The following is a 21122-nucleotide window of genomic DNA, read 5'->3' on the forward strand; positions in this document are numbered from 1 at the left end:
CCGGCCGGACGCTATGCCGGTCCTAGGCGCAGCTGATGCCGATGCAGACCGTGTTGAGGACCGTCAGCAGGCCGATGCACTCGCACGTGGCGGAGAACGCCGCCCCTTCGGCGCCGACGGGGTCGGTCTCGGGAAGGGCGTGGAGGTGGGCGAGGAGTTCGAGGTCCTGGGTCTGGATTTCCATGGTTCTCTCCTTCTTCTTTGTGGTTGGGCGGCGGGGTTTCCGCCGCTCAGCCCGGCAGTTGGGCGAGCCAGTGCCGGGGGTCTGTGTGCCGGAGCCGCAGGAGGAAGGCCAGGATCCCGGCCGACCCGTCGCTCCAGCTGGTCGAGACGTCGCCGTACTCGTTGGGGAAGACCACGTGCCGGTGGCGGCGGGCTCCTTCGGTACGGGCGAGGCGGCCCATGTCGTGCGCCATCACGCGGTAGGTGGCGTCCCCGGTCGCGGCACTCATGTCGAGCAGGAAGTCGCCGTTGCCTGCGAGTCCGTGGCATTGGGAGAGCGGCGCGCGTGAGGCGCGTTCGGTGACGGCGAGGGCGCCACGGTGGGCCTGTTCGAGAAATCTGCCGTCGCCGGTGACCTGCCAGAGCCGTACGAGGAAGGTGCCGATCCCCGCCGCGCCGTGGCACCAGTAGGGGGCGGTGGGTTCGTCCTCTGCCTGGGCGGGCCACTGGGCCGTCTCTCCGACGCGTACGGCGCTGTGCAGGAGGTGTTCGCCGACCTCGACCGCGAGCCGCAGGTGGTCCTGGCGTCCGGAGGCGACCGCGCTGCACAGGAGGAAGCAGCCGATGCCGGCGGAGCCGTGTGCGAAGCCCAGGTAGCGTTTGCCGGCCTCGCCGGAAAGGACTTCCGCGGGCACCGGCCAGCTCACCGCCGACGGGTCGCGCCGTGCGGCGGACGCCAGCCGGTCGGCCGCGTCGACGGCGCGTTCGGCGAGGCGTGGGTCGCCGGTGCGGTGCCACAGGTGGAGGGCGGCCATGCCGCTGCCGGCGGTGCCGTGGGTGATGTCGTGGTGGAGCGTGGGCTCCTGCGGGGTCAGGGCCAGCTCGAGCGCGTGGTCGACGAGGGCCTGGTCGTCGATGGCTCTTCCGGCCTCGTACAGCGCCCAGGCGGTTCCGAGGTCCCCGAAGTGCAGGCCGGGGCGGGTGGACCGGGGGTGGGTGCGGTCCGCGATCCAGTGGCCCGCCGCCGAGAGCAGGCCGGGCAGGCGCGGGTCGGCGGTCAGTTCGAAGTACCGCGTGAGTACGGCGAGGGGGCCCGCCGCGCCCTGCTGCACGGTGCAGGGGTTGGTCTCCCCCGCCGCTGTGGACACCGGCCACAGGCGCCGGTCGTCCGCCGGGGTCATCGAGTCGACGAGGTGGTCGACGAGTCCGGCGACGGTGTCGTCCAGGTCCTCGTCCCGTGCCGGGGCCGTCCGCGCGATCCCGCCCCCGTCCGGTCTGCGGAGTGCTTCGCGCGCCCGGCGGGTGTCCCAGCGTGCGGCGGGCTCGTCCTTCATCAGCCCGGTGATCATGTCCGCGAGGCCGTGCGGGGGCTTCGCGTACCCGGTGCAGGCACTCAGCCAGGCGGCGAGCCGTTCCTCGTCGGTTCTGGTGGCGGGTTCCTCGGGCAGGAGGTTCGGCACCTTTCCGGCGAGGACGAAGCACGTGGTGGCGCCGAGGCTGTAGTAGTCGGCCGTCACGGACACGGGTGCGTCCGTGAGGCGTTCGGGGGCGCTGAACCCGGGGGTGCCGACCCGGGTGGGCATACAGGGGCCCGACGCGTCGGCGGCGAGTTCCAGGTCGATGAGGCGCAGTTCGCCGTCGGGGCGGACCATGACGTTGCCGGGGGTGAAGTCGCGCAGGACGCAGCCGTGGGCGTGGGCGGCCGTGACGAGGTCGACGAGCCGGGCGACCATGGCCATCGCCTCGCGGCGGTACGGCTCGCCGCCGAGGTCGCGGAAGCGTTCGGCGACCCAGGTGCGGAGGCTGACGCCGGGGACCTCGCTCTGGGCCAGGAAGAGGTGTCGGCCGTGCTCGAAGAGGGCCAGGGCTTCCGGGGCGAGCCCCGTGCCCTCCAGCTTCTCCAGCATCCGGGCCTCGGCGCGCAGCCAGTCCCGCACGTCGCGGCCGGTGGCGTCGCCCTCGACGTGGGGCCGGGTCTCCTTGATGACCACGGGGGCGCCGGTGTCCGTGTCGGTGCCCCGGTAGACGCCGCCCTTGTTGGTGTGCCGGATCGCCTCCCGTACCGCGAAGCGGCCGCCGAGCAGGACCGGGCCGCCGGCCGCCTCCGCCTCGGGCGGCGGGAGCGGCACGGTGTCCGGGAAGGGGCAGACGGCCCAGGAGGGCGGTGCGTAGCGGCCGGTGCGCTCGTCCTCCACGGGGTTGCCGTCGGGGTCCTCGATGTACCAGATCAGCAGGCCCTGGTCCGACAGCCGCTGCCGGGCGACGAAGGCACCGTAGCGGTAGTGCACCAGGCTGTGCGGTGCGTAGGGCTGGTCGGAGAGGATGCGAGGGCCCGCGAGGCCTGCCGTCGCCGTGTGCAGGTCCTGGGCGAGCCGGACGGCGTCGGCGTCGGAGCGCGGGTAGACGGTGAGGAATTTTCCGGAGCTTCCCCGGGGTGTGGCACGGGTGTTGAGGGTGCTGACCCGGTCGAGCGAGCGGGCGAACTTGAACGCCGACGTCTCCGGCAGCAGTACGTCCAGGGCTCGTACGAGGACCGTCGGCGCGGAGGCGGCCGTTGCCGACAGGTGCAGCTTCCAGCCCTGGTCGCGGCGGGCACCCGAGCGTGGGGCCACGCGGCACCATGTCTCGTCGGTTCCGGTCGTCCAGAGGGCGGCCGTGCGGGTGGCTTCCAGGGCTCGGCGGAGAAGGCTTTCGAGGTCGACTTCGGTGGCGTTGCTCGTCATGTGGGGTGTCCCTCTCAACGGTGAGGACCGCTGATCGGAAATTGCCCATGACACGTGAGCGCGGAACGCGCCCGAGGCGGAATCACCTGCTCCAGCGAGCGTGCGGGGATTGCTTTCCCCTGGTCCGGCGCCGCCCGGCGCGAGGGGAGGCGCACGCGTGAAGAGGCCCTGGACAACGGCCCGGCAGGGGGACGTAGGAAGATGTGACGCATGGCGGAAGATGAACGATCGGTCGGTTCGGAGAGAACGGCCGACAATGTGGTGGTGATCCGGGTCCGGGGCAGTCTCGACGGGTGGTCGGGCAGCAGCGAGTTGTCGGCCGCGCTGACCTCGGCCGTGGCGGACGCCGCTGTGCGCACGGTGGTCGATCTGTCCGGGGTGACTTTCGCCGACTCCGCGGCGCTGCACTCCCTGCTGGGCGGTCAGCGGGAACACGCGAAGGCGGGGGTGCCGCTCGTCCTGGCCGGTCCACTGGACTCGGGTGTCCGCAGGCTCTTCGAGGTCACCGGCACCTCGGGTGCGTTCCGGTTCGCGGACGACGCCGAAGCGGCGCTCAGTTGCTGAGCGCGCCGGACCACGGGGGTACGGGGGTGTCCGGGTGTCGATAGAAGCCGGAGGGGAGGCGGAACGGCTCTCGGCCGTCCCGCATAACGCCGCCGCCGCGCGAAGCATCGTGTCCGATCTGCTGGCGGCTCGCTTCGGCGGCGTTGTCGCCGAGTGGCCCGCCCACGTGGTCGACGACATGCTGCTGGTCACGTCGGAGCTGGTGACGAACGCGTTCCGGCACGGTGGCCGCCTCACCGCGTTCGAGACCGAGGTCACCGGTGAGGGCCTGCGCATCGTCGTCGGCGACGCGAGCACGGAGAGTCCCGCCGAGTCCCCGGGTGTGGCGCCGGAGGTGCGGGCCGACGCACCGAGGATCGGCGGATACGGCTGGCCGCTGGTGCGCCTGCTGGCCAGCCGGGTGTCCATCAGCTACCACCCGGGCGGCAAGCACATCACGGTGCTGATGGCCCTGCCCACACACCCCTAGGGCCCCGGACACCTGGCCCCCAGCGGCTCAGTCGGTCGTCTCGCGTACCTCGTCGGGGCAGCTCTGCCGCGCCTTCCCACTCTCCGGTGCGAAGAGGTGCCGGGTGCCCGTGACGCTCAGCATGCGCTCCATGAAGGGCGGCGGGTTGTCGAGGAAGAGCGTGATCCCCCGGGCCGTGGTGCGGCGGTGGATCATCAGCAGTGCGGAGAGCCCCGTGGAGTCGCAGAGCCGGAGCTTCTCGCAGTCCAGGTGCAGCTCGCCGGCGCGCGGGCCCTGCTCGATGCAGGCGTCGGCCCGTGCGGCGAGCTCGTCACTGGTGTCGTAGTCGAGAACGCCCGCGAGGCGCAGGCACACGGCCCCGCCCTCCGATTCGACGGTCAGGAACAGGGACGGGGCGCTCATGCGTGGGCTCCCGGGTGTGCTGCGACGGCTTCGGCCAGGAGGGTCCGCGCCCGTCCCAGGGACCGCAGGGCCCGGGGGAAGTCCTTGAGTTCGGTCATCAGGATGTCCAGGACGGGCGGCAGGGAACGGGCGGGAACGCGGCGGGCCGAGAGGATGTCCGCGGTCCAGGTCATGAAGGTGGTGAACAGCTCGTCGTCGTCGGTGTAGATCGCCACGGACAGGAACTCGACGATGTGCGCGATGTCCTCCGCGGTGCGCTCGCGCTGCACGGCGGTGTACGCGGCCATGGCCGGGAACGTGTCTGCGAGCTTCGCCAGGACCTGCTTGACGAGTCGCCCCTGTGCACGCGAGACCAGGGTGTACTCCTGGTCGAGCAGGTGCGGCAGGTCGTCGACCTGCTGCCGTACGTCGGCCGGCGTGGGCGGGGCCAGTCCCGCGGCCAGCTGCTCGGCGGCGCCGCGCGCGTCAGGCGCCCACGCGTTCGTGCCGAGCATGCGCGCGAAGCGGCCGTCGGGGCCGAAGGCCGACCCTCCCACGAGGACGGGCACCCCGACGGACTGGCAGGCGGTGATCGCCGCGTGGGCCACGGGGAGGCGGGTCGGGATGGACGAAGAGAGGGCGACGACGTCCGCGCCCGTGTGGTGGAGGTGCGAGACGAGGTGCGGGGTGGGCACCTGGGCTCCGAGGAAGTCGACCTTCCAGCCGCGCAGAGTGAGGACCTCGGCCAGGAGCCGGGCGGGCAGCGAGTGCCATTCCTGCTCTACGCAGGCCACGGTGACCCTGCCGAGGGTGGGCTTCGTGCGGGCGGCCGGATGGTGGGCGAGCGTGGTGATCACCCGCTCGACGATGGCGCTGGCGGCGTGCTCCTGGGCGACGGTGAGGCGGTTGGCGGCCCACTCCGCGCCCACCCGCGCCTGCACCGGTGCGATGAGGTCGAGGAGGACCGTTTCCGCGGGCATGCCCTCGTCGAGGACGCCGGTGACGAGTCCGGCGGCCGCGAATTCGTCGCGTTCCAGGGCAGCGGCGGTCAGGAGCCGGTCGCGCAGCTGTGTGACGGCCGTCATGCGGTGTACCTGCCTCGCGTGTGCCCGTCCACCGCGCTGAGGTGGTTCGTCCGGGGAGCGGTGATCGCGACCACTGCCATGTCGTCGTGGCCTCCACCGCGCACCCATTGGGCGGCGAGCATCTGGATGCGTTCGACCACGGCCTCCGCGGGCATGTCGGCGCATTCCGACAGTGCCCGCTTCAGCCGCTCCTCGCCGAACATCTCGTCGCCGAGCGGGCCGCCCCGGGCCTCGGTGAACCCGTCGGTGTAGAGCAGGCATGTCTCGCCGGGGCGCAGAACCGTCTCGGCGGTCCGGGACTCGATGTCGGGGAGGGCGCCGATGAGGGTGCCGTGGGTCCCGACCTCGTCGACGCGGCCGTCCGCCCGCACCACCAGCGGCACGGGGTGCCCGGCGGAGGTGAGCCGCAGACGCACCACGTGGTCCGTCCGCCGGACCGACGCCAGGACCATGGTCGCGAAGCGGGTGTGGTGGGAGTTGAGGAGCGCCCCGTTGAGGAGCCCCAGCATCCGCTGGTGGTCGTCCGCCATCGGGACGAGGGCCTGGAGGGTGTTGCGGATCTTGCCGGTGAGCACGGCCGCCTCCAGCCCCTTGCCGCACACGTCTCCCAGGACCACCAGCGAGGAGTCGTCCCCGTCGCTGCCTGCGTGGTGGACGTCGAAGAAGTCCCCGCCGACGCGTTCCTGGGCCGCGGCGGGCCGGTATCCGCCCGCGAACTCGACTCCGTTGACGCGGTGCAGCCGGGGCGGGAGCAGGTCCTGCATGAGGGTGTGTGTGATGGCGCTCTGCTCCGCGTACAGATGGGCGGCGGACAGGGCGGCACCGGCCCGTGCGGCGAAGAGCCGGGCGAAGATCTGCTCGTTCTCCGTGAACTGGCCGCCGCTGCGCAGCAGGACCAGAGCGCCCGCCGGGACTCCCTGGCCGGGGAGCGGCGTGATGACGACCGATGTGATCGTTCCGGTGTAGCCCTCGGGGATCATCCACGCGGGCAGGGCGGCGGGGTCGATCCACCGTGAGGCGACCGGCGGGAACCCCTGGAGGGCTTCGTCCAGGCCGGGCAGCTGGGACGGGTCGGCCGCGACGAGGCTGCGGACGACGTCCTGGCCGCCGACCGCGTGGGCGAGGGGCAGCTTGCCGCCCCTCGCGGGGGAGACGACGACGGCCGCCTCGGCGAGGTATTCGGAGGCGAGCCGGGCCGTGGCGCTCACGCACCGGTCGGTGTTCAACGAGGAGAGCAGCACATGGGACGCCTCCGTGAGGAATGCGGTCCGTTCGCGTTCGGTGGCGAGAGCTTCTTCGGCGCGTCTGCGGTCGGTGTCCTCGACGAGCCACCACACCACGTTCCCGTTTCCGCTCCGGCTCGGGTGTGCCTCGAAACTCCGGGCACCGATCCACCCCGACGCACCGCCGTCGGTGTCCCCGGACCCGTTCACGATACGGTCGCGCAGATCCTGGTCCGCCCGGGCGAGCCAGGCCGGGGCGGCGTCGGCCAGCCTGACCCCGGGGCGCGCGCCGCGCAGGAGCCGGGAAGCGGCTGGGTTCACCTCGGTCAGCACGCCGCCCGCGGCGCTTTCGAGCACCGGGTGCGGGGCCGTGGACCATACGCCGGACGCCTGGCGTTCGCCGGTTCTCGTGACGGGAATTCCTGGGGGAGGAGCCATGAGGGGGCGCCCGCCTGCGGCGAGCGGCACCACCTTCCAACTGGACGGAGAAGTATTTGCCTTCCGGCAACTATCACGCAGTGCCACCCCCGCTGGCAATCAGCCGCCCTCGCCGCGGTGACGGAGCGTGATATCGCCACCGCTCTGCCACTTGCCGGACGCAGAACCCTCACGGGGCCTTCACTCGGTCCCTGCCGCGGTCCGTTTCGTCCTGCACGAGGAGGGTGAGCAGCGAGGCGACAGAGAGGCCGGCTTCCGCCGGGTGACGCAGCACCCTGTCCGGTTCGATGCGGTACGTGTTCGCGCGGCCCTCCCGGGTGTGAGAGAGGTACCCGCCCTGTTCGAGGTCGGCGATGATCCTCTGGACCGCACGCTCCGTGAGCCGGCAGCGCGCGGCGATGTCTCGTATCCGGACGCTCGGGTCCTCGGCGATGGTCGCCAGTACGCGCGCGTGGTTGGTGATGAACGTCCATCCCGTGTGGGATTCGACTACTCCAGGCATGTCTCCCATCTAAGCGCGCATGCTTGCCCGACCTCAACTACATGACATACTTTTCGTGTAATCGCTGACAGGGTGAAAGTCACAGGAGGCTCGGGTGTCGTACGGGGAAGCCGTCGCGGCTGCACGCATGAGCGGCGTCGGAGCAAGCAGCGTGCACCCGGCGCCCCACGCCGCCGGGCCAGGGCCCGCGCAGGCCATGGTGGTGGAGTACGAACGGCACGGCGTCTGGGTGGTCGCGGCCCATGGCTCCTGCGACCTGGAGTCGATCTCGCGGTTGGAAGGGGCGCTGACCACCGCGGTCCGGCGCCACCCGAAGGTGGTCCTGGACACCTCGGGGATCACTTTCGCGGATTCGTCGCTCCTGAACCTGCTGATCCTGACCCACCGGGCGGGCGCCGTGCGCCTGGCCGCCCCGAAGCCCCAGCTCCAGCGCCTGCTGGAGATCACCGGTCTGGACGCGGTGCTGTACGTACGCGCGACGGTCGAGGAAGCGGCCGCCTGCTGACGACCGGGGACGCGGCTCCGTCCCGTGGGTTGCGGGGCGGGGCCGCGTCACGGCCCTGTGTTCGCGTTACCAGCCGGCCTTCGCCGTGTTGTACGCGGTCCGGCAGTCGGCATTGGTGGCGTCGGCGGCCAGCTTCGCCATGGAGTCCGTCCAGATCCTCTTGGCCAGCTTCTCCAGGTCTCGCGTCTCGGCGGGCACGTTCGGGGCGTACTTCTTGATCGTCGCGAGGGACGACTTCGCGAACTTGTTGCACACCGGCCCCGCCGCGTTGCGGTAGCGCGTGTCCAGGTCCGTGGCGACGGCCTGGCCGTTGGCTGTCGCCCAGTTGTTCCAGGCCGCGCAGGCCTTCTCGGTGAACGCCTGCTGGTCGGCCTCGCTCAGGCCGAGGACCTCGGCGAGCATCGTGTTCTTGGCCTTGTCCGGGACCGTGAAGTCGACGACGGGGAACTTGTCGAAGGTCTCCAGCAGCGCCTCCTGACACGCGGGAGGAAAGGACGCCGCCTGCGCCGGGGAAGGGGCGGCCAGCGCGGAGACGGTCAGGACGGCCGCGGCGAATACGGTGCTCCCGGCGGTACGCGACAGGGACAGGGTCATGGGGGTGGTGCTCCTTGCACGAGGGGGTGTCGTCGCGGCGCCGTCCGAGCGCCCGACGGCTGCAGAACGATCACCGGCATTCGGAGGTCACGGCTGTCGTGCCGCGTCCGGCGGACGGGTGGGCGTCGGCACACCGCCCCTCCCCCGGGCAGGCAGCGCGTCACGGGTGCGCCTGCGGAAGACCAGCAGTCCGGCGCACGCGGCGCCGGTGAGCCAGAGGAGCTGGATCGCGAGCCCCTCCCCAACCGGCGCGTCGGAGAAGGCGGCGGACATGCTGGCCTGTACGGCCCCGTACGTCGGCAGGAAGCGGACGACCGGGCTGTCCGATCCCGAGCTGGAGAGCGGGTTCTGCAGGGCCACGTCGAGAATGCTGATCATCAGGATGGCGAACATCCCCTCCACCTCGCGGCGGAGCACGGACCCGAAGACCACGCCGAGCGCCCCGTAGGTCAGGGCGGCGAGGAACAGCCCGGCGGCCAGCATCAGGGGCTGCCGCGGGGCCCAGGCGAAGCCGGCAGCAGCCGTGGCGTACGCGGCGACGGCCGTGCAGACCAGCGTCAGCGCGGAGAGCTTGGCGAGGACGAGGTGGTACCGGGGGTATCCCGCCATGGCCAGGCGCCGGTCGAAGGCGCCTCCGGTGAAGGTTGCGGCGAACATCATGAAGCCGGCGATCAGGGTGACCGCGTTGAGAGCTCCGGTGATCTGGGTGAGGTGGTTGCCGGGCGGGGACAGGATCTCGCCGGTGGCCCGCAGCCGGAAGGGTGCCGGACGGCTGGGAATGGCCACGTAGGCCAGGCCGATCCAGACGGGGATGTACACGACCACCAGCAGCATCGCGAACCGGTTGCGGGCGTGGCCGATCAGGGCGTAGCGGGACGCCGTGACGAAGAGGGACCAGTGCCTCTTCAAGCCGTCGCCTCCGTACGCGCGTCGTTCAGGTGCAGGCGTCCGCCGTCGAGCCGCCACAGCGCGTCGAGCCGGTCGATGTCGTACGCGAGGTGCGAGACGACCAGCACCGAGCGTCCGGCGTCGCGCAGGCTCGTCGCCAGCTCCCAGAACCGCAGATAGGTCTCCCAGTCGAACCCTTGGTAGGGCTCGTCCAGCAGGAGGACGTCGGGGTCGTGCATGAGCGCCAGCGTCAGGTTCAGTTTCTGCCTCGAACCTCCGCTGAGCAGCCCCGCACGGTGGTCGAGGTACTCGGTGAAGGACAGGATCTCCATCACATCGAAGGCCCGCCGCAGGTCCGGCAGGCCGAATGCGTGCCGGAAGAAGTCGAGGTGCTGGCGGACGGTGAACGAGTCGTCGAGCACGACGGCCTGGGGGCAGTAGCCGAGTCGGCCGCTGTGCCGGACCGTCCCCCGTTCCGGGGCGAGTTCACCGGCGAGGATCTTGAGCAGGGTGGACTTGCCGGCCCCGTTCTCCCCGACGATCCCGGCGAGCGTGCCGGGTCGCAGCTGGAGGCCGACGCCCCGGAGGACCCTGTGCCGCCGGTAGGAGTGGTGCACATCCGTGACGTCCATCGCGCTGCTCCCTCGTGGTTGGTGGGTCCGGGCCGGGGCAGGCCGCCGGTCCTTCGTGGTTGGTGGGTACGGGGCGGGGCAGGCCGCCGGCCGTCTTCGGGATGCCGGCTCGTCACGGCGCCGCCTGCTCCAGTTCCGCCACGGCCCGCTCCCACAGTTCGGGCAGCCGCTCGCCCAGCGGCAGACCGCTGTCGACGACGACGGACACCTCCGCCCACTCGCCGAAGAACGAGAGCGCGACCGCGAAGAGGTGGCCGGGGACGAGCAGTGGCAGCAGGGCGGTGCCCGTCACCAGGGTCTCGCCGAGGTTGCCCCGGTCGGCGAGCGGCATCGAGGTGGTCATGACGTTGGTGACGCGCGGGGAGAGCACCCGGCGCATGTACCACTCGGTGGGCCTGGCGGGCATGTGGCGCACCAGGTCCACGATCGTCCGCCTCCGTGCGGCGCCGCGCAGCTTCCGGGTCGCCGCCGTCACATGGTCCAGCCGCCGGACGGCGTCGCTGTCCGAGGGCACGTCGGAGGGCGCGGGGGCGAGTCGCACGGGCAGTTCCAGCGGCAGGGCGAAGCAGCGGTTCCCCCAGGTCTGTTCCTCGTCGGGGCGTCGTGCGTCGACCGGGAGTACGGCCGTCACCCGTGGCAGCGGCACCTCCGACTCCTCGGCCCAGGACGCCAACGCGCCCGCGAGCGCCGCGAGGTGCGCGTCGTGCGCCGAGCCGTCCCGGGCCGCACCGATCGTCCGCAGGGTGTCCGACAGCACGCGCCCCCGGTACAGCCGCCGCTCCCCGGTCGGTACGTATGCGGCGACGGGGCGGTGGCCGCGTACGGCGATCGTGCCGGCGGCGAACCTGGCGGCCATGCCGACCGCGGCCGCCGCACGCCGGGGCACCGCGGCCCGGCGGCCCGGGCCGGGCACCGGCCGGCCGGAGGGCTCACCCTCGCCGAGCACGGCCCGGAAGGTCATGGCCGCCGCCGCACCGTCCTGGCAGGCGTGGTGGAAGCGGTAGCAGAGGGCGTACGCGTCGGGGTCGTGACCGTGGACCAGCCAGGCCCCCCAGAAGGTGCCGGGTGCGAAGGGGGCGTTGAGCGCGGTGCGCAGGGCGGCGTCCCAGCCGTCGGGTCCGTCGGCGACGGCCTCGTGCACGTGCCGGTCCACGTCGAAGCCGTCGTCCGGCTGCCATCGCGGTCGCCGGCCGCCCTCGACACGGCTCGTCATGAGGGGCAGCGCGCGCAGGTGGTGGCCGAAGTAAGCGCGGAGGTCCGCGAGGGCGGGGGGCGGACCGCTCAGGTACGCGATGCCTCCGGCGTCCCAGCGGACGTCCGGGCGTGCGCGCTCCATGTTCAGGAAGGCCCGGTCCACGGGGTGGACGGGGAGGTGGTCCGGCCCGGGCCGGACCGCCGCCTTGCGGGGGTGGTCCCCGGGCAGGGCGGACGGGACGGACGTGGTCGGCGGCGCTGACTCCGCCGACGGGGTGGACCGACCGGAAGCGGACATGAGTGGCGACTCCAATGCGTGACGGGCCTGGGAGCTGGCGGGGCGTGACAAGGCATGCGGCGGCACACGGCGGCTCCGCGCCTTTCAGGATGGCCACCGGCCGGACCGTGTCCGGAGCCGCCGGCCCCCTCCGGCCCTGTCGGATCCACCGCACCCGGCCTCCCCTTCGCGCGGCTCCCGCCCCCGAACTCCCTTGCCGTGCCCGCATCGCAGCGTCCGCGCTCCCACCACCGGTGGGTGCGGCGCCCGGCTTCGGGCCGGTCCGGGAAATCCCTCGAAGGAGGGATGAGTCACGTGCCCGTATCCCCACGGGCGCCACGAAGTCCCACTTCGTGCGTGCTGAACGGGCGGCTTGCCACCTCCGTACTGGCGTACGCGGCCCATGATCGCCGGCGTAATTCGTTCGGGTGAGCAGCGCGGATCGAGGTCTTCCGCTTCACTCGCCGTCTGACAGGGTGTGCCGTGCGCCGAAGGTCAACGTGCCCGGCAGGGACGGGGATTCGGAATGTCGGTGCGGTATCGGACCGGCACGACGGCGAGCCGCCCGGGATGCGACCGCACCGTCGGCACGGCGCGTCCCGCATGCGCGTCGTCACACCGGCGGCGTCCCGCCCCCTGTCCTGCGTGGCGAGGCGCGGCTGTCCCGTACGAAGCCCTTGGAGCCATGGCCGTGCACGTAGCCCTCACCGGCGCCACCGGATTCCTCGGACTGCGCCTGCTGCGTCGTCTGCTCGAAGACCACCGGTCGGTGACGGTGCTGACACACGCGGGGTCCGGCGACGCTCTGCATCGCATCACCCGCTTCTTCGAACTGACCGGCGCCTCAACGGCGTTCACCGCCTCCCTCCCCGCCCGGTTACGAGTGGTGGAGACGGACCTCGCGCGGCCCCGGCTGGGGTTGTCCCGGCAGGCGTTCCAGGAACTGGCCGACCGCATCGGCATGCTCTGGCACAGCGCCGGGAGCATCAACCTGGAAGGGGACCTCCCCGAGCTGCGCCGGACCAACGTCGAAGGGACACGGCACGTCCTGGAGCTGGCCGCGGCGGGGCGGCTGCGACCCCGGGTGCACCACGTGAGCACCGCGTTCGTGGCCGGGGCCCGGCGCGAGGGGGTGGCGTACGAGGACGAGCTGGATGACGCGTACGGCTTCGAGAACGCCTACGAACGCTCGAAGTACGAGGCGGAGTTGCTGGTGCACGCCTGGTCGAAGGAGCACGGCCGGCCGGTCCTGGTGCTGCGACCGGGCATCCTGGTCACCGACCTGCCGCCGCACCCCGAACTGCCGTCGCACCCCTTGCAGGTCGCCGAACGGATTCTGCGTGACGCACGGCACACCACCGCCACCGCGCTGCGGGCCGAGGACCCGGAATCCCGGCCCCGTGTCCGGATGGTGGGGCACGCGCACGGGCGGCTGAACCTCCTCCAGGTGGAGCACGCGGCCGAGGTCATGGTGCGGCTGGCCGACCGGACTCCCTCGGGCGGCGTCGACACGTACCACGTCGTGCACGACCGCGATGTGCCGGTGGCAACGGTCGTGGAGGTGCTGGAGCGGCTGGTCCCGGTCTCGATCGAGCTGGTGGACGCCGGACCGGATACCCCCTCGGCGCTGGAGTCCCTGCTCGACTTCTACCCGGGGATGACGGCCTACCTCGCGCACCGGCGGCGGTTCGACGACACCCGGGTCCGGGCCCGGCTGGGCCCCTCCGCCGCGTCCGCCCCGCTGAGCGCCGACTACCTCTGGGCCGGCCTGGCCGCGCGCCCGTGGACCTTGCCGGGCCCGCCGGGCCCGTTCGCGGACCTTTCGCCGACCATCCACTGCGTCTGACCGCCCGTTCTTCCCCTCCCCCACCAGCCCGCCCCCTGTCCCGTTGGAGCCTCTCCGTGTCCGTCCTCGCAGCTTCCGGCTCCCCGGTGATGCCCCCGGATGCCTTCACCCTCGACGGGATCGCCGCCTGTGCCCGGCGCATCCGGGAACCCGTCCATCTCGTCGGCGGGCCGGACGGGCGTGAGCTGGGGCTCGCATGCGGTCCCGTGCCGCCGGACCGGGTGCTCGCGACGCTGCCGCCGCTGTACCCGGAGTGGCTCGGCGGGCGCACCTTCTGCGAGGCGCACGGGGTCCGGTTCCCTTATGTCGCCGGTGAAATGGCGAACGGTATCGCGACCACCGCCATGGTCGTGGCGATGGCACGGGCGGACATGCTGGGCTTCTTCGGCGCGGGCGGTCTGGCATACCCGGAGGTGGAGCGGGCGGTCCGCACACTCGTCGACGAGCTGGGCGGGCGGCGGAACTGGGGAGTGAACCTCATCCATTCACCGGCCGAGCCGGAGCTGGAGTCACGGGTCGCCGAACTCCTGGTCCGTAGCGGTGTCCCCCTCGTCTCCGCGTCGGCGTACATGGAGCTGACCCCGGCCGTCGTGTGGTGTTCCGCCCGGGGGCTGCGCCGGGACGCGGACGGTATCGTCGTCCGGCGTACGCGGATGCTCGCCAAGGTCTCCCGGCCGGAGGTGGCCGAGCGGTTCCTCTCCCCCGCCCCCGCCGGTCTGCTGGATTCCCTCGTGGCGCAGGGCAGGCTGACACGGGAGGAGGCGGAGCTGGCCGCGTGCGTACCGGTGGCCGAGGACATCACCGTGGAGGCGGACAGCGGCGGGCACACCGACAACCGGCCGTTGTCGGTGCTGCTGCCGAGGATCGCGGCGCTGCGCGACGAGGTGTGCGCGCGGTACGGCTATCGCAGGCCGGTCCGCATCGGTGCGGCCGGCGGCCTCGGCACACCCGACGCGGTGGCCGCGGCCTTCGCCCTCGGCGCGTCGTACGTGGTGGTGGGGTCGGTGAACCAGACCGCCGTCGAGGCCGGGCTGTCCGACGAGGCCAAGGCCATGCTGTGCGACGCGGACATCGCGGACGTGGCGATGGCGCCCGCGGCCGACATGTTCGAACTCGGTGTGAAGCTGCAAGTGCTCGCGCGGGGCACGATGTTCGCCCAGCTGGCCGGCCGGCTGCACGAGGCGTACCGGGCGTACGACGCGCTGGAGCGGATCCCTTCCGCCCAGCGCGTCAGGCTCGAACGCGAGGTGCTGCGCGCCTCGTTCGACGAGGTGTGGCAGCACACACGGGAGTTCTGGGAGCGGCGCGACCCATCGGAGATCACCCGCGCGGAGGCCGACCCCAAGCACCGGATGGCGCTGGTCTTCCGCTGGTACCTGGGGAGTTCGAGCCGGTGGGCGATCGACGGCGAGTCGTCACGGCGTACCGACTACCAGATCTGGTGCGGACCCTCGATGGGCTCCTTCAACCGGTGGGTAGCGGGCACACCGCTGGCCGATCCGGCGAACCGGACCGTGGTCGGGATCGCCCTGAACCTGCTCGAAGGCGCGGCCGTGCTGACGCGCGCCCATCAACTCCGCACCCATGGCGTCCCGTTGCCTCCCGAGGCGTTCGCCTACGCGCCGTGCGAGCCGGCATGAGCGGCCCCGGCGTGCCGAAGCCCACACCTTCAGGAGAGTCCGTGCGTTCCTCCTCCCTCCTCAGCCGCCATCCCGTCGCCGTGGTCGGAGTGGGCGCTCTGGTGCCCGGTGCGACGGACGCGGCCGGGTACTGGCGGATCGTGTCCGGTGGGCGGGACCTGATCACCGACGTCCCCGCGTCCCGCTGGCGGGTGGAGGACCACTACGACCCGGACCCGGCCGCCCCCGACCGGACGTACGCCCGCCGGGGCGCCTTCCTGCCGGAGGTCGGCTTCGATCCGATGACGTACGGCGTTCCGCCCACCGCCCTTTCCTCGACGGACAGTTCGCAGCTTCTCGCCCTGATGGTCGCCGACCAGGTCCTGGCGGACGCCGGGGGCCGGGCACGGCTGGACCCGGACCGGACCGGTGTGGTCCTCGGCGCGGCCGCCCTGGAACTCCTGCCGCACATGTACGGGCGGACGCACCGCCCCGTGTGGCTCGCCGCACTCCGCGAGAGCGGCTTCGCCGAGGCCGAGGCGCAGGCGGTGTGCGACCTGATCTCGGCCCGGTTCGAGCCGTGGCGGGAGTCGACGTTCCCCGGTCTGCTGGGCAACGTCGTCGCGGGCCGGATCGCCAACCGGTTCGACCTGCACGGCATCAACCACACCACGGACGCGGCGTGTGCCAGTTCGCTGGCCGCCCTTTCCACGGCGGTCGGCGAGCTGGCGCTCGGCCGGGCCGACCTGGTGATCAGCGGGGGTGTGGACACCGGCAACGACATCGGCATGTTCCTGTGCTTCTCCAAGACGCCCGCGCTGTCCCCCAGCGGCGACTGCCGGCCGTTCTCCGCCGAGGCGGACGGGACCATGCTGGGCGAGGCCGTCGTCATGTACGCCCTGAAGCGGCTGGCCGACGCGGAGCGGGACGGCGACCGGGTCCACGCGGTGATCCGGGGCATCGGCACCTCCTCCGACGGCCGGAGCACCGCGATCTACGCCCCGCTGCCCGAGGGCCAGGCGCGGGCCCTGCGTCGCGCGTACGAGGACGCCGCTTACGGACCGGACACCGTCGAGCTGGTCGAGGCGCACGGAACCGGGACCAAAGCCGGTGACACCGCCGAACTGGCGGCGCTCAGCGAGGTGTTCAGATCCTCGGGCCGTACGGACGGGCAGTGGTGCGCGATCGGGTCGGTGAAGTCCCAGATCGGCCACACCAAGTGCGCGGCGGGCGCTGCCGGGCTCCTCAAGGCGGTCATGGCCCTGCGCCACCAGGTGCTGCCGCCGACCGTGAAGGTGGAGCGCCCCAACCCGGCGGCTGCCCTGCCCGACGGCCCGTTCTACGTGAACACCGAGACACGGCCCTGGGTACGGCCGCCGGACCATCCCCGCCGGGCATCGGTGTCGAGCTTCGGGTTCGGCGGCAGCAACTTCCACGTCACGCTGGAGGAGTACGTGCCCTCGGGCGCCGGCGGCCGCGTGGCCCCGCGCCACCGCACGGCGCCCAGCGAACTCGTCCTGTTCAGCGGTGGCTCCCCCGCCGCCCTCGTACCGCCGCCGACGGACGCGGGCCGCCCGCTCGCCGCACTGGCCCGGGAGAGCCACAGGTCCTTCTCCCCCACCGACCCGGTGCGGCTGGCGATCGTCGCCGCCGACGGGGACGACCTGCGGGAGAAGTACGAGCAGGCGCTCGCGCTGATCCGGAAGCGGCCCGGCACGGCGTTCGCCACACCGCAGGGAACCCGCTACGCGTACGGGGAACCCTCTCCCGGTCGCATCGGCTTCCTGTTTCCCGGCCAGGGTGCGCAGTACGTGGGGATGGGCTCCGGGGTCGCCATGCTGTCACCGGCCGCGCAGGCGGTCTGGGACGGGCTGGGCGGCGCCTGCTTCGACGGCCGGGCGCTGCACCGGGTCGTGTTCCCGCCGCCCGCCTTCACCGATGAGGAGCGCGCGGCCCGGCGGGCGCTGCTGGACGCCACCGAGTGGGCGCAGCCGGCCCTGGCGGTGCACGCGCTGGCACTGCTGGAGGTGGTGCGGGAGCTGGGGCTGCGCCCGGACTGCGTAGCGGGGCACAGCTTCGGTGAGCTGGTGGCGCTGCACTGCGCCGGTGTGCTGGACGCCGGGGCGCTGGTGGATCTCGCCCGGCGCCGGGGTGAGCTGATGCGGGATGCGGCGGGCACACCGGGCGCGATGCTGGCGGTCGCGACGGACCACGCGCATGTCGCGGAGGTACTGGCCGCCGGAGCGTACGAAGATGTCTGGCCCGCCAACCACAACTCGCCTCGCCAGGTGGTGCTTTCGGGCGCTGCCGACGCCGTCGCCCGCGCCGGGGAGGCGTTCGCCGCCGAAGGTGTGGCGACCCGGCGGCTGGCCACGTCGACCGCGTTCCACAGTCCGGTCGTCGCTCCCGCCGCCGAGCCGCTGGCCGCCTACCTGCGCTCGGTGCCGCTCGCGGAGCCCCGGATCGAGGTCTACGGCAACGCCGATGCGGCACCGTACCCCTCGGATCCCGAGGAGGTGCGCCGCCGGATTGCGGACCATCTCGCCTCGCCGGTGCTCTTCCAGGACCAGATCGAGGCGATGTACGCGAACGGGGTGCGGACCTTCGTCGAGGTCGGTGCGGGCAACGCGCTGGCCGTTCTGACGGGGCAGATCCTCGGCGACCGCCCGCACGCGGCCGTATCCCTGGACGGGCCGGGGCGGGCCGGGACCGACGGCCTGCACACGGCGCTCGGCGAACTCGCCGTGCGCGGTGTCCCCCTCGAACTCGGCGCTCTCTGGGCGTCCTACGACCTGCCCGAAACCTCAGCGAAGGAGCGCGAGCCCCGAATGACGGTGAAGATCAGCGGAGCCAACCACAGTCAGCTTCCGCCGCCCCGTGCGGCGGAGCCGGAGCGCGGGCCCTCGCCCGCATACGTACCCGAACCCGCGCCCGTGCCCGTGTACGCCCCTGCCCACCCCGCGCCTCCGCAGACCGTCGAGACAGCCCACGCCACCGTCCCCCTGCCCGAGGCCGCCGCCTCGTTGGGCCCGGATGTGTACGCGGCCGTCGAGCAGGTGCACCGGCAGACTGCGGAGGCCCATGCGGCGTGTCAGCGCATGCTGGTGGACAGCCACATGGCATTCCTCCGGGTGACCGAGACGAGCATGGCCGCGCTGCTCGGCGCACCGCTGCAGGGGGATGCGCTCACTGTCCCGCTTCCCCGCCCCGCGCCGCAGACGGACAGCGTGGTGGTCACCGCGCCCGTTCCCGCACCCGCACCCGCACCCATGGTGACCGTGCCCGCTCCGGCTCCGGAGTCCGTGCCCGTACCACCGGCACCTGCCGTGCCGACGCCGCATGCTCCGGCAGCCTCCCACGTGGCCCCGTCCCTCTCACCGGAGGAGCTGGAGAAGGTGCTCCTGTCGGTGGTGGCCCGGCTCACCGGCTATCCGGCCGAAATGCTCGACATGGAGATGGAGTTGGAGGCAGACCTCGGGGTCGACTCCATCAAGCGGGTCGAGATCCTGTCGGCCGTCCGCCGTCAGGTGGGCGACCTCGCGACGGGCGACGTCGGGCGCCTGGGGCGGCTTCGCACCTTGCGAGAGATCGTCGATGCGCTCGGTGACGTGACCGCGCCCGACGACGTGCCTGCGGCTTCTCCTGGTTCCGGTGTCGTGGAGCGCACCGAGCCCTCGGAGGACGTGACGCTTACGCGGCTGGTGCCGCTTCTGGTGGAGTCACCGGCGTCCGGCCTGGTGACGGCGGGTCTGCTGGACGGCCCCGTCGTGGTGACCGGCGAGGGCTCCGACGGGTGCGGGCTGACCGGACTGGTCGCCCGCAAGCTCGCGGAGCGCGGGGTGGACGCCACCGCCGTGGCGGAGGTGCCGCCGGACGCACGGGGCGTCATCCATCTCGGCGGCCTCACCTCGTCGAGCGCACCGGAGGACGCGCGGGAGCTCCACCTGTCGGCGCTCCGCGCCGCGCGCACGGTGGCGGAGCGGGCGGCGGCCGGGGGCGAGGTCGTGTTCGTAGCCGTGCAGGACACGGGGGGCGACTTCGGCCTCGGCGGTCGCACGCCCGACCGGGCCTGGATGGGTGGGGTCGCCGGACTGGTCAGGACCGCGGCGAAGGAGTGGCCCGACGCCTCGTGCAGGGTCGTCGACTGCGAACGGGCGGGCCGGGACGACGAGGAGGTCGCCGAGACGGTCGTACGGGAACTGCTCGAAGGCGGGGCCGACAGGGAGGTCGGTCTCCGGGCCGACGGTTCACGGACCGTCCCGCACCTGGTCCCCGCTCCGGTGGCGCCTGACGGGGAAGGCCGGATCACCTCGGCGTCGGTCCTCGTGGCCACCGGCGGCGCGCGCGGGGTGACCGCCGCCGCCCTCCTCGATCTGGCCAAGGCTCACCGTCCCCGGATCGTGCTGGTGGGCAGGACCGACCCTGACGCCGAACCCGCGGGGCTCGACGCGGCGTCCGACGAGCCCTCGCTCACCCGCCTGCTCGCCGAACGGGCGGACGCGACGGGGACGGACGCCTCACCCGCGCGCATCGCGGCGCGGGCCCGGGAGATCCTGGCCGCGCGCGAGGTGCGGGCGACGCTGGCCGCCCTGGAGGCGGCCGGATCACCGGTCCGGTACGTCCGGGTGGACGCCCGCGACGCCGACGCCCTGGCCGCCGCGTTGCGTGACGTACGCCAGGCGTGGGGCCCGGTCACCGGCATCGTGCACGGTGCGGGGGTGCTGGCCGACAAAAGCATCGCGGAGAAGAGCGACGAACAGGCGGGGGCGGTGATGTCCACAAAGGTGGACGGGCTGCGGGCCCTGCTGGCGGCGACGGCGGACGATCCCCTGGACACGATCGTCCTGTTCTCCTCGGTGGCCGCCGTTTTCGGCAACCCGGGGCAGTGCGACTACGCCATGGCCAACGAGGTCCTGCACCAGGTCGCGTCGGCCGAACAGGCCGCCCGCCCCGACTGCCTGGTGCGGTGTGTGGCCTGGGGGCCGTGGCAGGGCGGGATGGTCACGCCCTCCCTCGCGGCACACTTCGGCCGGTCCGGCGTGCCGCTCATCCCGCCGACGCAGGGTGCCGCCGCGTTCACGGCCGAGTTGGCCGGGCCGGCCTGCGAGCCCAGGGTCGTCCTCGTGGCCGGCGTGAACCCTGCGGCGATCGCGCCGGCCGGTGCCGCGTCCCGTGCCCAGGTGCTGGTCCGTGCGGACTCGCTGCCGCAGCTGGCGGACCACGCGCCCGCCGACGTCCCCGTGCTGCCCGTGGCGACGGCCCTGGACTGGTTCGCCGGGGCCGCCGCGGCCTGGCTCCCGGCCGCCGGCCCGCTCGTCGTGCGGGAGCTGCGCGTGTACCGGACGTGCGCCCTGCCGGACCTCGCGGGGGCGGGCCACCGGCTCACCGTGCTCGGCAGCCGGGGCGCGCCCGGTGCGCCGCGGGGGCTCGACGCGGAGCTGCGGGGCGAGGACGGCACGGCGTACTACCGGGCCGTACTGGACACCGCCGACGACCTGCCGGCTCCGGACGCCTGGGACGCACCCGACGCCCTGAAGCCGCTCGACGCGGCCGGCCCGTACGAGGGGACAGCTCTCTTCCACGGCCCCCGGTTCCACGCCCTGCGCACGGTGAACGGCGTCTCGGAACACGGTGCCGAGGCGGTCGTCGCGGGGCTGCGCGCGCTGGGCTGGCCGGGCGCGCAAGGGCCGCTGGACGCGGCGGCGGTGGACGGTGCGCTCCAGCTCTGCCTGCTCTGGGCCGAGACGGCGCTCGGGGCGCGGACGCTGCCGATGGCGGTCGCGGAGTGCCGGGCGCACCGGCGCGGTCCGGTGGACGGCACGGTCCGGTGTGTGGTGCGAGGGCGGAAGACGCATGCCACGGGGGCACGCTGTGACGCCGCGCTGATCGACGCCGACGGGAGCGTCCTGCTGGAACTCGTCGGCGTGGAACTCGTCCTCCGCCCGTCCTGAGCGGCACGCCCTCCCGGATTCCCTCGCCTTCTCCGCCTTCTCCGCCTTCTCCGCCGACCGAGTGAGCAC

At 72.9% G+C, this 21122-nt stretch carries 16 protein-coding genes; 6 read left to right on the forward strand and 10 right to left on the reverse strand.

Annotation, left to right across the window (positions count from 1 at the left end):
- Nucleotides 1-22 precede the first annotated feature (22 nt).
- Nucleotides 23-184 (reverse strand): VenA family class IV lanthipeptide, encoded by a 162-nt coding sequence (locus BLW14_RS34385; protein WP_165946278.1) that lies wholly within the window; start codon nucleotides 182-184, stop codon nucleotides 23-25.
- A 46-nt stretch (nucleotides 185-230) separates the two neighbouring features.
- Nucleotides 231-2885: a class IV lanthionine synthetase LanL gene (gene lanL, locus BLW14_RS00945; protein WP_093703320.1), complete on the reverse strand. Its 2655-nt coding sequence runs from the start codon at nucleotides 2883-2885 to the stop codon at nucleotides 231-233.
- A 210-nt stretch (nucleotides 2886-3095) separates the two neighbouring features.
- On the opposite strand from lanL, the gene BLW14_RS00950 reads away from it, so the two are divergent.
- Both BLW14_RS00950 and BLW14_RS00955 read left to right on the forward strand, forming a co-directional pair.
- A complete protein-coding gene (locus tag BLW14_RS00950; protein WP_093703322.1) occupies nucleotides 3096-3449 on the forward strand; it encodes an STAS domain-containing protein in 354 nt (117 codons plus the stop codon).
- Nucleotides 3450-3483: 34 nt separating this feature from the next.
- Nucleotides 3484-3918 (forward strand): ATP-binding protein, encoded by a 435-nt coding sequence (locus BLW14_RS00955; protein WP_256332629.1) that lies wholly within the window; start codon nucleotides 3484-3486, stop codon nucleotides 3916-3918.
- Nucleotides 3919-3945: 27 nt separating this feature from the next.
- Here the strand turns inward: BLW14_RS00955 and BLW14_RS00960 are convergent, their stop codons facing one another.
- The 4 genes from BLW14_RS00960 to BLW14_RS00975 form a co-directional block, all read right to left on the reverse strand.
- Nucleotides 3946-4320, reverse strand: a complete 375-nt coding sequence (locus tag BLW14_RS00960; protein WP_093703324.1) for an STAS domain-containing protein — start codon at nucleotides 4318-4320, stop codon at nucleotides 3946-3948.
- The gene (locus BLW14_RS00965) at nucleotides 4317-5384 is read right to left on the reverse strand and encodes a cobalamin B12-binding domain-containing protein (RefSeq protein WP_093703326.1); all 1068 of its coding nucleotides are present in this window, start codon (nucleotides 5382-5384) and stop codon (nucleotides 4317-4319) included. The genes BLW14_RS00960 and BLW14_RS00965 overlap by 4 nt, the downstream gene beginning before the upstream one ends.
- Nucleotides 5381-7045 carry a SpoIIE family protein phosphatase gene (locus BLW14_RS00970; protein WP_371128038.1) on the reverse strand — a complete coding sequence of 555 codons (1665 nt, stop codon included), beginning with the start codon at nucleotides 7043-7045 and terminating at the stop codon, nucleotides 5381-5383. Before BLW14_RS00970 ends, BLW14_RS00965 begins: the two co-directional genes overlap by 4 nt.
- Before the next feature lie 169 nt (nucleotides 7046-7214).
- A complete protein-coding gene (locus BLW14_RS00975) occupies nucleotides 7215-7547 on the reverse strand; it encodes a helix-turn-helix transcriptional regulator (RefSeq protein WP_093703328.1) in 333 nt (110 codons plus the stop codon).
- Between the two features lie 94 nt (nucleotides 7548-7641).
- Between BLW14_RS00975 and BLW14_RS00980 the strand changes: the two genes are divergently transcribed.
- A complete protein-coding gene (locus BLW14_RS00980; RefSeq protein ID WP_093703330.1) occupies nucleotides 7642-8052 on the forward strand; it encodes an STAS domain-containing protein in 411 nt (136 codons plus the stop codon).
- 66 nt (nucleotides 8053-8118) lie between these two features.
- Here BLW14_RS00980 and BLW14_RS00985 read toward each other — a convergent pair whose 3' ends face one another.
- The 4 genes from BLW14_RS00985 to BLW14_RS01000 form a co-directional block, all read right to left on the reverse strand.
- Nucleotides 8119-8640, reverse strand: a complete 522-nt coding sequence (locus tag BLW14_RS00985; protein ID WP_093710606.1) for a hypothetical protein — start codon at nucleotides 8638-8640, stop codon at nucleotides 8119-8121.
- 93 nt (nucleotides 8641-8733) lie between these two features.
- Nucleotides 8734-9555: a hypothetical protein gene (locus tag BLW14_RS00990; RefSeq protein ID WP_093703332.1), complete on the reverse strand. Its 822-nt coding sequence runs from the start codon at nucleotides 9553-9555 to the stop codon at nucleotides 8734-8736.
- Nucleotides 9552-10166: an ATP-binding cassette domain-containing protein gene (locus BLW14_RS00995; RefSeq protein ID WP_093703334.1), complete on the reverse strand. Its 615-nt coding sequence runs from the start codon at nucleotides 10164-10166 to the stop codon at nucleotides 9552-9554. Before BLW14_RS00995 ends, BLW14_RS00990 begins: the two co-directional genes overlap by 4 nt.
- 112 nt (nucleotides 10167-10278) lie before the next feature.
- Nucleotides 10279-11658 (reverse strand): wax ester/triacylglycerol synthase domain-containing protein, encoded by a 1380-nt coding sequence (locus BLW14_RS01000; RefSeq protein ID WP_107468435.1) that lies wholly within the window; start codon nucleotides 11656-11658, stop codon nucleotides 10279-10281.
- Nucleotides 11659-12322: 664 nt separating this feature from the next.
- On the opposite strand from BLW14_RS01000, the gene BLW14_RS01005 reads away from it, so the two are divergent.
- The 3 genes from BLW14_RS01005 to BLW14_RS01015 are packed head-to-tail and all read left to right on the forward strand — an operon-like array spanning nucleotide 12323 to nucleotide 21053.
- Nucleotides 12323-13483 (forward strand): SDR family oxidoreductase, encoded by a 1161-nt coding sequence (locus BLW14_RS01005; protein WP_177153872.1) that lies wholly within the window; start codon nucleotides 12323-12325, stop codon nucleotides 13481-13483.
- A gap of 56 nt (nucleotides 13484-13539) precedes the next feature.
- The gene (locus tag BLW14_RS01010; protein WP_093703338.1) at nucleotides 13540-15123 is read left to right on the forward strand and encodes a PfaD family polyunsaturated fatty acid/polyketide biosynthesis protein; all 1584 of its coding nucleotides are present in this window, start codon (nucleotides 13540-13542) and stop codon (nucleotides 15121-15123) included.
- Nucleotides 15120-21053 (forward strand): type I polyketide synthase, encoded by a 5934-nt coding sequence (locus BLW14_RS01015; protein WP_093703340.1) that lies wholly within the window; start codon nucleotides 15120-15122, stop codon nucleotides 21051-21053. Before BLW14_RS01010 ends, BLW14_RS01015 begins: the two co-directional genes overlap by 4 nt.
- Nucleotides 21054-21122 lie beyond the last annotated feature (69 nt).

It is taken from the genome of Streptomyces sp. 2131.1, from assembly GCF_900105515.1.
In the GTDB taxonomy this organism is placed as follows: Bacteria; Actinomycetota; Actinomycetes; order Streptomycetales; family Streptomycetaceae; genus Streptomyces; species Streptomyces drozdowiczii.